This is a genomic window from Comamonas faecalis, from assembly GCF_039538025.1.
Taxonomy (GTDB): domain Bacteria; phylum Pseudomonadota; class Gammaproteobacteria; order Burkholderiales; family Burkholderiaceae_C; genus Comamonas_C; species Comamonas_C faecalis.
On record NZ_BAABBP010000008.1, the window covers coordinates 125,541 to 137,989 of the forward strand.

The following is a 12,449-nucleotide window of genomic DNA, read 5'->3' on the forward strand; positions in this document are numbered from 1 at the left end:
CCCTGCCTCTTACTCTTGATCCGGCGTGAACCAGTGTTCGCGCGCCTTCATGATCAATGCGGTCGCCTCTTCGGCGCCTTGACCCGTCAACTCGGTGAGTTCATCGACCGCCAGGTCGGCCAGGTCGTCACGCGTGTGCACGCCACCGGCGGCCAGGCGGGCGATCAGGTCGGCGTCCAGTCCTTCGAGCTCGCGCAGGTCTTGCGAGACCTTGCTGATGCTCTCCTCGCGGGCGATCTCCATCGTCAGCAGGGCGTTCTTGGCGCGTGCGCGCAATTCGTTGACGGTGTCCTCGTCAAAACTCTCGATATCGAGCATTTCCTGCAGCGGCACATAAGCCACTTCCTCCAGGCTCTCGAAACCTTCGGCGATCAGGATGTCGGCGATTTCCTCGTCCACATCGAGCTTTTCCATGAACAGCTGGCGCGTGGCGCTGGACTCCTCGGCCTGCTTCTGCGCCGACTCGGCCGCGTCCATGATGTTGATCTTCCAGCCCGTCAGGTCGGACGCCAGGCGCACGTTCTGGCCGCCGCGGCCAATCGCGATGGCCAGGTTTTCCTCGTCGACCACCACGTCCATCGCGTGCTTTTCCTCGTCGACGACGATCGACGAGACGTTGGCCGGCGCCAGTGCGCCGATCACGAACTGCGCCGGATCGTCGGACCACAGCACGATGTCCACGCGCTCGCCGGCCAGCTCGTTGGTCACGGCGTTGACGCGGGTGCCGCGCACGCCGACGCAGGTGCCGATCGGGTCGACGCGCTTGTCGTGGCTGACGACGGCAATTTTTGCCCGGCTGCCCGCGTCGCGCGCGCAGCTCTTGATCTCCAGCAGGCCTTGCTCGATCTCCGGCACCTCATTGCGAAACAGCTCGATCATGAACTCCGGCGCCGAGCGCGACAGGATGATGGGCGCGCCGCGCAGCGTCAGATCCACGTCCATGATCATGGCGCGCACGCGGTCGCCGCTGCGCAGGTTCTCCTTGGGGATCATCTCGCCGCGGCGCAGGCGCCCCTCGACGCGGCCGCTCTCGACGATGATGTCGCCCTTGTCCATGCGCTTGACCGTGCCGGTGAAGATTCTCTCGCCGCGGCTCATGAAGTCGTTGAGCAGCATCTCGCGCTCGGCGTCGCGGATCTTCTGCAGGATGACCTGCTTGGCCGCCATCGCGCCAATGCGCCCGATCGCCACCGACTCCACCTGCTCCTCGATGTAGTCGCCGACCTGGACGCCGGGGTCGCGCTCCTGCGCATCCATCAGCAACTCCTCGGCGTCGGGGTTCTGCAGGCCGGCGTCGTCGGGCACGACCAGCCAGCGGCGGAAGGTCTCGTACTCGCCGCTATCGCGGTCGATGGCTACGCGCATCTCGACCTCGCCGCCATGCAGCTTCTTGGCGGCCTGCGCCAACGCCGACTCCACGGCCGCGAGCACCACATCGCGTTCGACGTTCTTCTCGCGCGAAATGGCGTCCACCAACATCAACAACTCGCGGTTCATTCGACAACTCTCCTGTGTTCAACAGTGCATGCACACCGCCTGCAACGCAGGCGACGGCCCATTTTTTGAGATTCAGTCCTGAGGGTTCGCCTTGGAGCGGCGTCCCTTGAAATTCACAATCGGCGCCAGGCGCGCTTCGCGGATCTCATCGAGCACGAAACCCAGGGCCTGCAGCGGCGCCGCGACGCGCTTCTTGCTCACGCGCTGGCCGGGCTTGGGCGGCGGCTCATCGCTCCAGACGATCTGCCAGCCCCCTTCGGGCTGTTTTTCCAGCTGGCCGCGAAATTTCTTGCGATTGGCGGCCACCTGCCCGGCGGCGGCCGCGCCCAGCGGCTCCTTGAGCGTGATGTCGATCACCTCGCCCGCGAAGCGCTCGAAATCGCGCTCATCGCGCAGCAGCCGGTCGATGCCGGGCGAGGATACCTCCAGGCGCTTGTAGTCCACGCCATCGACCTCCAGCGCAAACTGCAGCTGGCGCGTCACCTGCTCGCAGTCCTCGACGGTGATGAACCGCTCGACCGCCTGCTCCGGCTGCGGCGCATCGGGCAGCCAGGGCAGGTCGATGGTGACGCGCAGCAAGCCCCCCGCGGAGCGCTCCACCTCCACCAGGTCGAAACCCAGGCCGGTCACGGTCTGTTCAATGATTTGCTGCAATGCCACGTGTGCGTGCTCTGTCCAATTCCTGTTCGATAGGGCAAAAAAGCGCACAAACCGCGCCGCTGGCCCCACCCGGGCGCATCGGGGGCTCGGCGCCGGCCTGCCGTCACGGCAGGCGCATTCGCAGAACAAAGTCCAAAAACGCCCAAAAAAAACGGGCGGTAAATCCGCCCGGCTTGGTCGAGAAGCGAGGATTGTAATGCCTTTTAGGCTCTGGCGCAATGTCGCTGCTGGTGGCAAACCCGCCGCGCGGCACGCCCGGGGTGCACTGGCGAAACGATCCACATTGCCAGCCCGGCCGCGCGGATGCACGCTCCCATGCCTACAAAAGGACGTTGCCGGGACACGTCCTCAGCGCTCGACCTTCAGGCCCGCATCGCGCCAGGCTGGAAAGCCGGTGCGAAACCAGTACACCTGCTTGTAGCCGGCCTTGAGTGCCGCATGGCTGGCCTTGAAGCTTTTCCAGCATTCGGCGCCGTTGCAGCCAAAGATCAGCGCCTGGCCCTTGTCCTGGCTCAGGCGCTTGAGGTCGAACGCGTCCTGGCGCGCGTCGTAGCCCGGGTCTTTCGCGCTTTTCTCCACATAGGGCACCAGCACGGCACCGGGCACGTGGCCGGCGGCGAATTCCTCGTCGTTGCGCGTGTCGATGTAGTGCGCGCCGTTCGCCAGCAGTTGCTGCACCTGCGCCGGATCCTCCACCAGCGTCGCGCCAGCGAGCACGCGCGGTGTGAAGTAGCCCAGCGTCGCCACGTAGTCGAAGTCGCGCGCCGACAGCTGCGCCGCAGGGCGTTCGTCCACGCGTGGCCAGGCGTCGGCCAGCGCCGCGCGCAGCGCGTCGGCGGCCACCGGAGCGCCCTTGCGCAGCGCCACGGCAAGGCCTGGCACCTCGCGGCTTTGCCAGACGATCTTGACCTTCTGGCCGCCGTCCAGCCACTTCTGCGCCACGCTGCGCTCGACCGCCACCACATCGCACTGGCGCAGCTGCAGGCACACCAGCAGTGCATCCTGGTAGCGCGTCTGGTAGATGGACGCGTATTGCTGCGCCAGCGTGGTGTTGCCCGCCTGCACCTCGCCGCGCAGCAAATAGGTGACGACGCTGTCCTGCCCAGGCAGCCCCAGCCGCTTGCCGCGGCTTTTCGACCAGCCGTCAATGGCGCTGTCGGCACCGGTGACCAGCACCGCCCGCGCCGTCTCGCCCACGCCAAGCAGCGGCACATAGCCATGGCGCAGCGCACTGCCCACGGTGGGCGCGGGCGCGACGATGACGTCATACACGTGGGCGCGGCCGGCGCCCATGTCGGCCGTGGCGTCGCCCGACAGGTGCGCCTGCGCGCCGGCTGCCCCCGCCTTGCGCAGACCCGCCTCGATCACGCCCTCCCAGGCGTTGAAGACGGCCAGCCGGTTGCCCTCGGCCTGGTCGCCGGGGTTGATCAGCACCCGGGGCTGCGCCAGCGCGGGCAATACGCCCGCCCCGGCCAGCACCAGGGCGCACAAGGCATGCACCCAGTCTTTCATTGCGTTGTCCTCCCTGTCCGTCTCATGCGGGTTTGTTCTTCATGGGCTGGCGTGCACTGCCTGCCACCGCTCCCCGGACGGCAGGCCTGCACACCGAGCGCAGCATAGCGGCAAAACCGGGGCACGCACCAGCGCGCAGACCCGCCCTGCCCGGCGCCGTCACTGCGTAGCGACGGCCACGTAGTCCTGCCGCCAGGCCTCGAAGTCCAGCGCGTCGGCACGCTCGATGTCGCGCTGCGCCTGCAGCGACTGCGCGCTCAACTGCTCCATGCGCTGCTGCTGCGCCGCGCTCCAGGGCAGTGCCCGCAGTGCCTGCTGCGCCGCGCGCGCCTGCGCCAGGCCAAAGGCCTTGAAGTCGTTGCCGTGCTGCTGGGCCAGCGCCTGCAGCACGCGCGCCGACGGCGTGTCCTGCGGCCGGTGCAGCAGCGCCTTCGCCGCCTGCAGCGCGCGGGCATAGTCGTCGCCGCCAAAGGCCGCGTCCAGCGCGCGGGCAATCGGCGTGCATTCGTCCAGGATCTGCGCGCCCCACTGCACCAGCGCCACGCCCTGGCCAAAGCGCAGCAGTTCCAGCCCCGGCTCGCGCCCGCGCTCGGCCACGCTGTGCTGGTTGTGCTTGAGCGCATCGATCTCCGCCGGCGTGTCGGGCGGGCTGTCCGTCAACAGGCAGTGCAGCAAAAAAATGTCCAGCAACTGCATGGTCTGGCCGGTGATGCCGACGCTCACGAACGGGTCGAGATCCATCAGCCGCACCTCGACGTACTCGACGCCGCGCTCGCGCAGCGCGTGCAGCGGGCGCTCGCCGCTGCGCACCACGCGCTTGGGGCGGATCGTGCCGTAGAACTCGTTCTCGATCTGCAGCAGGCTGGTGGCCAGCTGGTTGTAGTCGCCGCCCAGGCCCTGCACGCCAATGGCCTCATACGCCGGATACGGGCGCGTCAGCGCCTCGCGCAGCGAGTCGGCATAGCCCGACAGGCCGTTGTAGCTCACGCTCAACTGCGCCTGCGCCTCGCTCTGGTAGCCCAGCCGCCCCATGCGCAGCGACGTGGCGTGCGGCAGGAACAGGGTGTGGCCGCCCGCATCGCCCATGGGCTGCAGGCCGTGCGCGCGCCCCAGCACAAAGCATTCGGACAGCGCGGGCGAGGCACCAAACAGGTACAGCAGCAGAAACGACTGGCGGCGGAAGTTGCGGATCAGCCCGAAGTAGGCATCGCTGTCCACGCCCGGCAGCGACCAGTTGTAGTGGATGCCCGAGATCGTCTGCATGCGCCGCCCGTAGCGGTGGCCCAGTCCCATGCGGTAGATGCTCTTGGCGCGGCCGATGTTGGAGCCGCCGTAGCGCCCCAGCGGAATCGTCTCGTCCGGCGGCAGCATGCAGGGCATGCTCGACGGCCACAGCAGTTCGCCCTCGGGCGCCTGCGCGGCCAGCGTGTGCTGCACGAACTGGTGCAGCTCGGTGAGTTCGTCCTCGCAGGACGCGACGCTGGCGTGCACGCCGGTGATCAGCTCCAGCTGCGACTCGCTGTAGTCGGTCGTGATGTGCGGATTCGTCAGGGCCGAGCCCAGGGCCTGGGGGTGCGGCGTCAGGGCCAGGCGGCCGCCGGGCAGCGTGCGCAGGCCCTCGCGTTCGATGCCACGGCGCATGCCCCACAGGCGCTGCGCGGACAGGGCCGCCATGCGCTGTTGCAAGGTACTCATGGTGTGTTGTGCTTTTGTGTCGGGGGTGGAACTTAGCACGCCACAGCCGCCGCCGCCCGCACCCCGCGCCATGCACCGCGCGCACGCCAAGGAATTGTTGATGCAGCGCAGGCTCCTGCCGCGCTACGGCGCGTCACGCATGTACCGCCATCGCCTTGCCCACCTCCAGCTGCGCCTGCGCGGCGCCGCTTTGCGGCACCTGCTCGCCGTCGGTGCGCGCCAGCACTTCGTCCAGGCGCGCGGCCAGCTGCTCGGGCGTGTCGTCGTCCAGGCCCAGGTGGATGCCCTCGGTCAGCGTGATGTGCGCCGCCTCGAACCCGCCCGCACCGGCGCACAGGATGGCGCGCGTGGGCGCACTCTCGTGCGCCAGCACCAGCATTGCGGGCACGACGGCCTCGGGCTTGAGCGCAGCCAGCACCTCGGCCGGCAGCAGCCCCTCGGTCATGCGCGTGGCCGCCGTCGGCGCCAGCGCGTTGACGCGGATGCCGTACTTGGCGCCCTCGATGGCCAGCGTCTGCATCAGCCCCACCTGCGCCAGCTTGGCCGCGCCGTAGTTGGCCTGGCCGAAGTTGCCGTACAGACCGGTCGACGAGGTCGTCATCACGATGCGCCCGTAGTTCTGCGCCACCATGTGCGGCCACACCGCCTTGCAGCAGTTGGCCGCGCCCATCAGGTGCACGTCCACCACCAGGCGGAAATCGTCCATGTCCATCTTGGCGAACGACTTGTCGCGCAGGATGCCGGCGTTGTTCACCAGCACGTCCACGCGGCCCCAGGCATCGACCGCCTGCTGCACCATGGCCTGCACCGCGGCGAAGTCGGTCACGCTGGCGCCATTGGCCAGCGCCTGCCCGCCCGCAGCGACGATCTCGTCGACCACCTTCTGCGCCGCGCCCACCGAGCCGCCGCTGCCGTCGACCGCGCCGCCCAGGTCGTTGACCAGCACGCGCGCGCCGCGCGCGGCCAGTGCCAGCGCATGCGCGCGCCCCAGCCCGCCGCCGGCGCCGGTCACGATGGCCACCCGGCCCTTGAAATCCACTGTCATCACTGCTCCTCATCCTTGGTATGAACGCCGCTGCGCGGGGCGCGACAACGGCGCGCGCCACTTTACGCTAGGCTTGCCGCACTCCCCCGTAGCCTTCGGGACATCCCAACCCATGCCGACCACCATGCAAGCCGCCCCCCACACCCTGACCGAAACCCCGCGCGACGCCGCCACCGTCATCGTGCTGCGCGACAGCAGCGAAGGCCTGCAGACGCTGCTGCTGCGCCGCCACGCCAAGATGGCCAACATGGGCGGCGTCTACGTCTTCCCGGGCGGCAAGCTGGAACGCAGCGACAGCGACGCCAGCGCCACCGCGCTGCTCGACCAGCCGCCCGCGCAGCTGCAGGCGCAGCTGGGCGAGGCAGGCCTGGACGCCGCCATGGCCGCCGGCCTGCACATTGCCGCGCTGCGCGAGGCGCTGGAGGAATGCGGCCTGCTGCTGGCCGAGCCGCACGGACGCGAGGCGCGGCTGGACGCCGAGCGCGCCCGCGCCATGCTGGACGAGGGCCAGGGCTTTGCCCAGGTGGTGGCGCAGCTGGGCCTGCGCCTGGCCACGCGGCAACTGGCGCCCTGGTCGCGCTGGATCACGCCGATGGCGCCCGCGCTGGCCACGCGGCGCTTCGACACGCGCTTCTTCGTCGCCCAGGCGCCGCAGGCGCAACAGGCGCGCCACGACGACCACGAGACCACCGACAGCCTGTGGATCGCGCCGCGCCAGGCGCTGCAGCGCTACCGCGACGGCGCCATCGAACTGGCGCCGCCGCAAATCATGAGCCTGGCGCAGCTGGCGCGCCACGCCAGCGTCGCCAGCGCCATGGCCGCCGCGCGCGCGCAGCGCCCGCCGACCATCCTGCCCGAGTCGTTCGAGGAAAACGGCGTGCGCGTGATCTGCTACCCGGGCGACCCCATGCACCCGGTGCACCAGCGCGCGATGGACGGCCCCACGCGCCTGGCACAGCAAGGCCGGCGCTTTTTGCCGCCGCAAGGCTTTGACGCGCTGTTTCTTTGACGCGCTTATTGCTCCGGCCTTGTGATGTTTGAAGTCGTCATCCCGGCGAAGGCCGGGATCCAGTGCCTTTGGGAGGAAGTCATGGATCCCAGCCTTCGCCGGAATGACGAAAAATTGCTACTTCAAAGGGCCGAATCAATAGTGGGAGCTACGCCTTCGCCGTGATCGGTGCCGACGCACCGTAGTCCACCGGCGTGCGCAGCGCATCGCGCCGGTGCCAGTCCCAATAAGTGTCGACGATGCGCCGGGTCAGCGCGCCCACCTGCCCATCACCCACGGGCTGGCCGTCGATGCGCGTGACCGGCAGCACGCCGCCCGCCGAGGTCGAGACAAACACCTCGCGCGCGCCGCGCAGCTCGGCCGCCGCCAGCGCGCGCTGGTGCAGCGCCACACCCAACGACTGGCAGATCTCGATCACCGAACGCCGGGTGATGCCCTCCAGCATGCCCTGCGCCGGCGTTGCGACGCTGCCGTCCGCAAGCACCGCAAACACGTTGAATCCCGGCCCCTCGACCACGTTGCCCGCGCCATCGCCGAGCACCACCGAGTCGGCGCCCGCATCCAGCGCGCCGAGCAGCCCCATCGTCAAATCGTTCCAGTGGTAATTCTTGGCGCGCGGATCCACGCTGGTGGCCGGAATGCGCTGTATGGCGCTGACCGACAGATGCAGCCCCTGGGCGCGCTGCTGCTCATCGGCAATCCACACATAGGGCACGGCAAAGGCGTAGAACTGGTTGACCGCCTGGCGCGGGTCGCGCGAACCCCAGGGCGGCTGGCCGCGCGTGACCACCATCTCGACATACGCGCGCTGCAGGCCGGCCAGGCGCACGCAATGCGCCAGCACCGCGCGAATGCGCTCGGGAGGCAGGCCCGCGTCCAGCCGAAAGCGCGCGCAGCTGTCCTGGAAGCGCTGCACGTGGTCGTCCAGCCGGAAGAACGCGCCGTCCCAGACGGTGACCACGTCGTAGGCCGCGTCCGAGCGCAAGAAACCCCAGTCGGTGATCGGCACGCAGGCCTCGCCGATGGGAACGAACGCGCCGCGCACAAACGCGGCGCCCTGGGAAAAATCGGGTTCATGCATCGCGCCATCATCGGGGCCACGCCGAGCGCCAGCAAGCCCGCCGCGGACAGTCACGGGTTATCCCTAGGCCCGCTGGACAAGCATGTGGATAAGCCGGGACAACGGCTGTATGACCGCGCCAAGTGCTTGAATGGCAAGGCTTCGCGCTGGACTGCTTCTTTTATGGGCAGCAGTGCCGCGGTTATCCAATGCGGCATGGGACAAACATGGGGATAAGTTTGAACAAGCCCTGGATGGCATGCGCAAGCCATTGATTTACAACAGTTTTGCTTGTATTGATTATTTTTTAGGCAGCACGCGAACTGCCCGACCACCGGCCGCGGTTACAGTTGTGCGCCCTGTTTCCTACTCTTTTTCGACGTCCCAGCCCATGAGCTCAGCAACAAATGCCGCCTTCTTCATCGCCCGTGTCGGAGACGACGGAACGCAGTGCGACGCCTGGCCCGAGCAGCCGTTGCTGCAGTCGCTGGAGCAAGGCGGCATCGACTGGCCCAGCTCGTGCCGCGCCGGCAACTGCCGCACCTGCATGGGCGTACTCACCGCAGGCAGCGTGCGCTATGCGATGGACTGGCCCGGCCTGACGCCCGAGGAAAAAGAGATGGGCTGCGTGCTGCCCTGCGTCGCCTATCCGCTCGAAGACGTGACGATCGAGCCGATGTCGTTCTAGGGCCTGTTAACGCTATTTTTGGCGGTGCGAACATACTCAAAACGGCGTCAATCGAGACGTGCGACGCAGCCCAGACTGGGTGTCTGGGCAAGGAGCGCAACGAAGAGTGGCGCCGTTTTGAGTATGTTCCCTTCGGGTTGCGATCAAAAGGGCCATCGCCGGCGTTGCCAGCCTTGCCAAGGGTGGCACCTTGGCTGCGGCTGGCGCCTTGGCGAGTGGCCCTTTTGATCACAACGCATCCGTCAAAAATAGCGTTAACAGGCCCTAGAGCCAGGGGCCAATCCATCCATCGCGGCGAGGGCGCCGCTCCCACAGAGGCGAGCGCTGGCATGGGGCCGTAGGAGGCCCGCCCCGGGCCGATAGAACGATGGCGGCGCGGGCGCCGCTTCATGCCGCAGGTAGCCCGCCCGGCGCCCGCATGCTCCAATACCCCCTACACAGTGGAGCCTGACCATGGATCTGCCCGCGCACCAATCCCTGTTTGACGCCGACGCCTACCTGGCCTGGGAGGCCGAGCAGCCCACCAAGCACGAATACCTGGCCGGCGAGGTCTTCGCCATGGCCGGCGCGCCGGACGCGCACGTCACCATTGCCGGCAACGTCTACATGGCGCTGCGCAACCACCTGCGCGTAGAAGAAGACAACGCCTTCTTCTATCCCGACGTCTTCGTCACCTGCAGCGACGCCGACCGCCAGCAGCGCAACGCCAAAAGCGAGCCCACGCTGATCGTCGAAGTGCTGTCGCCCGCCACCAGCGCCTACGACCGGGGCGCCAAATTCGCCGCCTACCGCAAGCTGGCCAGCCTGCGCGAATACCTGCTGATCGACCCCGAGCGCCTGGCGGCCGACCTGTTTCGCCGCGACGGCGACAGCCCGCGCTGGGTGCTGCACCCCTTCGAAGCCGGCGACACGGTGGAATGCGCCAGCGTCGGCTTGACTCTGCCCATCGAAGCCCTGTACGCCGACGCCCTACCCGCCGAGGGCGCCGCCATCCACCCCAGCGACGCGCCGCGCCCCGAGTCCGGCCCAGGCTGACCGGCCCATCGCGGCGGGGCGCCGCTCCCACAAAACGCAGCGGGCGGCGGTATTTTTGTAGGAGGCCAGCCCTCTGGCCGATGGGGCACTCGCTGTGCCGCGCGAGATCCGGGAGCGCCGGCATCTTGCCGGCAAGCATCGCGGCGAGGGCGCCGCTCCCACGGGGCCGCAGCCGGCATTGGGTATAGAAGGCCCTACCCGGGCCAATGCGACGCTTGCGGCAAAGAAATTTTGAGGGTCAGACCTTCCAATCGCACATTTTCTGTTTTGCAAGACCTTGTCCTGCTCGCTGCTGGCCGGGGTGGGGCGTGAAGTCTGAGAGGTGCAGTGCGGGCATATCTTTGCAATCAAATAATGATTGCAAAAATCAAATACACCGCCTATCATCGCAATCATGAACAGCAAGCACAAAAAGACGCTGGCGGCGATATTTGCCAAACCATCCGCCAGCAATCTCAAGTTTGCAGACATCGAAGCAATGGTGGTCGCCTTGGGCGGCCAAGTGTGCGAAGGGGATGGTTCGCGCGTGGCCATGTACTTGCATGGCGGCATCAAACACGCCCACCGTCCCCACCCTGGCAAGGAAGCCAAGCGATACCAGATCAACGAAATTCGCGCCTGGTTGCAGGCGGTAGGAGTCAAGCCATGAACAACACACTGACGCACAAGGGCCTGACGGCCCGCGTAGAGTTCGACGCCGACGACGGCATTCTGTGGGGCAAGGTGCTGGGCCTGCCTGATCACCTGAGCATCACGTTTGAAGGCGAAACGGCGCGGGAGCTGCGCCAAGATTTTGAACGGGCGGTCGATTTTTACCTGCAGGAATGCGCCAGAACCGGCGCCGAGCCACTCAAGCCCGCCAGCGGGAAATTGATGCTGCGCGTTGCGCCCGAGGTGCATAGCGCTGCCCTGATTGCAGCGCAGGCGGCGGGCGTCAGCCTCAACCAATGGGCGGCCCGTGTACTGAGCCAGGCCGCGCACGCCTGAGAGGGCGAGAGGCAATCCCCTCGAATCCGGCCCAGGCTGAGCCGCGCCATCGCGGCGGGGCGCCGCTCCCACGGGGCGATGTGACGGGGACGCTTGCTATTTGCAAGGCCTGATCCTGTTGCCTGCAGACTTGGCGTAACTACAATATGAAATTACAATAAAGCCATCATGAAGCTTGAGTGGAACGTCGACAAAGCAGCACGAAATCTGAAAAAGCACGGCGTTTCCTTCGAAGATGCCGAGCTTGTTTTTTACGACTCTGGGCGGATTGAAACCTACGACGGACGCGAGGACTACGGAGAAGGTCGTTGAGCCACGATTGGCCTTGCTTATTCCGCCGTCTTGTATGTGGTCTACACCATTCGACATGAGGACACCGTCCGCCTTATCTCGGCGAGGAAAGCAAATGCCGACGAAAGAAAGCAATATCGTGAAGCGAACTCTTGATCCAAAGAAGCCGCCGCAGTTAAGCGCCGAGCAAAAGGCACGGCTGGACGCTTTGGCCTCGATGCCGGATGAGCAGATCGATTACAGCGACGCACCTAGCCTGCCTGCTGCCATTTGGATGAAGGCAGCGGCAGATCTACCACACACCAAAAGACAAATCACGCTGCGCATTGATGCCGAGGTGCTGGATTTCTTCAAGGAAACCGGGAAACGGTATCAGTCGCGGATGAACGCTGTTTTACGCTCGTACGTTGAAGCGCAAAAGACGCACGCAAAATAAACAACCACTACCGCATCCGGCTCGCCGGCTGAAGTTACCTGGTGAAAAAACCCCGCAAGGCCTCAGCCTGCGGGGGTTTTTTCTGGCAGTTTCAAGCGACTGCTGCAATCAAAAATTGTTCGCAATCCTGATCACGGATCCACGTTTGGTCGCTTGCCATCTATCATGCAATGGGATGTAGATACCCAGTCCGCCCTGAACAATTCCGTTTTCAACTGCCGGCAGGCTGGTGCTCATGCGAAGCGGCGAGCAGCACAGCAATGACAGCCTGCATCGACAGCCCGAATCGGGCGCAATAAAGCCGCAGTGCGGCCAGGATCAGACGCAGGTTATGGCCTGCGCCGCACATGACCGCATGGATGGCATCTCCCAACTGGCCCTTGAGCGGGTTCCGGGCTAATCTGCCATCCATCTTCATATGCCCAATCGCCGGCTCAATGGCGCTTCTTCTTTTGATCATCGCCTTCAGCGCCCTGGTGATGCCTCGCTTCTGGCCTGATCTGAGGATGCGCACCCCTTTGATCTCCACCCCCC

General features: G+C 66.5%; 13 protein-coding genes and 1 pseudogene. 7 read left to right on the forward strand and 7 right to left on the reverse strand.

Annotated features, from left to right (window positions below; genetic code table 11):
* Nucleotides 1-9 precede the first annotated feature (9 nt).
* From nusA to ABD767_RS06530, 5 genes are all read right to left on the reverse strand, one after another.
* Nucleotides 10-1,497, reverse strand: coding sequence for a transcription termination factor NusA (gene nusA, locus ABD767_RS06510; RefSeq protein ID WP_103045013.1), 1,488 nt, complete (start codon nucleotides 1,495-1,497; stop codon nucleotides 10-12).
* Between the two features lie 72 nt (nucleotides 1,498-1,569).
* Entirely contained in the window at nucleotides 1,570-2,157 is a 588-nt protein-coding gene (gene rimP / locus ABD767_RS06515; RefSeq protein ID WP_103045014.1) for a ribosome maturation factor RimP, read from the reverse strand.
* Nucleotides 2,158-2,505: 348 nt separating this feature from the next.
* Nucleotides 2,506-3,669 (reverse strand): rhodanese-like domain-containing protein, encoded by a 1,164-nt coding sequence (locus ABD767_RS06520; RefSeq protein WP_103045015.1) that lies wholly within the window; start codon nucleotides 3,667-3,669, stop codon nucleotides 2,506-2,508.
* A gap of 159 nt (nucleotides 3,670-3,828) precedes the next feature.
* Complete coding sequence (gshA, locus tag ABD767_RS06525) at nucleotides 3,829-5,364, reverse strand: glutamate--cysteine ligase (protein ID WP_103045016.1); 1,536 nt, start codon at nucleotides 5,362-5,364, stop codon at nucleotides 3,829-3,831.
* A 133-nt stretch (nucleotides 5,365-5,497) separates the two neighbouring features.
* Complete coding sequence (locus ABD767_RS06530; protein WP_103045017.1) at nucleotides 5,498-6,409, reverse strand: SDR family NAD(P)-dependent oxidoreductase; 912 nt, start codon at nucleotides 6,407-6,409, stop codon at nucleotides 5,498-5,500.
* Between the two features lie 124 nt (nucleotides 6,410-6,533).
* Here ABD767_RS06530 and ABD767_RS06535 point away from each other — a divergent pair, with 124 nt between their 5' ends.
* Nucleotides 6,534-7,418: an NUDIX hydrolase gene (locus tag ABD767_RS06535; protein ID WP_103045020.1), complete on the forward strand. Its 885-nt coding sequence runs from the start codon at nucleotides 6,534-6,536 to the stop codon at nucleotides 7,416-7,418.
* 148 nt (nucleotides 7,419-7,566) lie between these two features.
* Here the strand turns inward: ABD767_RS06535 and ABD767_RS06540 are convergent, their stop codons facing one another.
* A complete protein-coding gene (locus ABD767_RS06540; protein ID WP_344868868.1) occupies nucleotides 7,567-8,499 on the reverse strand; it encodes an aminotransferase class IV in 933 nt (310 codons plus the stop codon).
* Nucleotides 8,500-8,869: 370 nt separating this feature from the next.
* On the opposite strand from ABD767_RS06540, the gene ABD767_RS06545 reads away from it, so the two are divergent.
* From ABD767_RS06545 to ABD767_RS06570, 6 genes are all read left to right on the forward strand, one after another.
* Entirely contained in the window at nucleotides 8,870-9,166 is a 297-nt protein-coding gene (locus ABD767_RS06545) for a 2Fe-2S iron-sulfur cluster-binding protein (RefSeq protein ID WP_344868870.1), read from the forward strand.
* Between the two features lie 453 nt (nucleotides 9,167-9,619).
* The gene (locus ABD767_RS06550; RefSeq protein ID WP_344868872.1) at nucleotides 9,620-10,201 is read left to right on the forward strand and encodes a Uma2 family endonuclease; all 582 of its coding nucleotides are present in this window, start codon (nucleotides 9,620-9,622) and stop codon (nucleotides 10,199-10,201) included.
* 394 nt (nucleotides 10,202-10,595) lie between these two features.
* Entirely contained in the window at nucleotides 10,596-10,850 is a 255-nt protein-coding gene (locus ABD767_RS06555) for a type II toxin-antitoxin system HicA family toxin (protein WP_344868874.1), read from the forward strand.
* On the forward strand, nucleotides 10,847-11,188 hold the full coding sequence (locus ABD767_RS06560; protein WP_344868875.1) for a type II toxin-antitoxin system HicB family antitoxin: 342 nt from the start codon (nucleotides 10,847-10,849) through the stop codon (nucleotides 11,186-11,188). Before ABD767_RS06555 ends, ABD767_RS06560 begins: the two co-directional genes overlap by 4 nt.
* A 168-nt stretch (nucleotides 11,189-11,356) precedes the next feature.
* Complete coding sequence (locus ABD767_RS06565; RefSeq protein WP_344868877.1) at nucleotides 11,357-11,500, forward strand: BrnT family toxin; 144 nt, start codon at nucleotides 11,357-11,359, stop codon at nucleotides 11,498-11,500.
* 94 nt (nucleotides 11,501-11,594) lie between these two features.
* On the forward strand, nucleotides 11,595-11,915 hold the full coding sequence (locus ABD767_RS06570; protein WP_344868878.1) for a BrnA antitoxin family protein: 321 nt from the start codon (nucleotides 11,595-11,597) through the stop codon (nucleotides 11,913-11,915).
* A gap of 211 nt (nucleotides 11,916-12,126) precedes the next feature.
* Here ABD767_RS06570 and ABD767_RS06575 read toward each other — a convergent pair.
* Nucleotides 12,127-12,449, reverse strand: a pseudogene (locus tag ABD767_RS06575) (IS5/IS1182 family transposase); the annotation flags it as partial.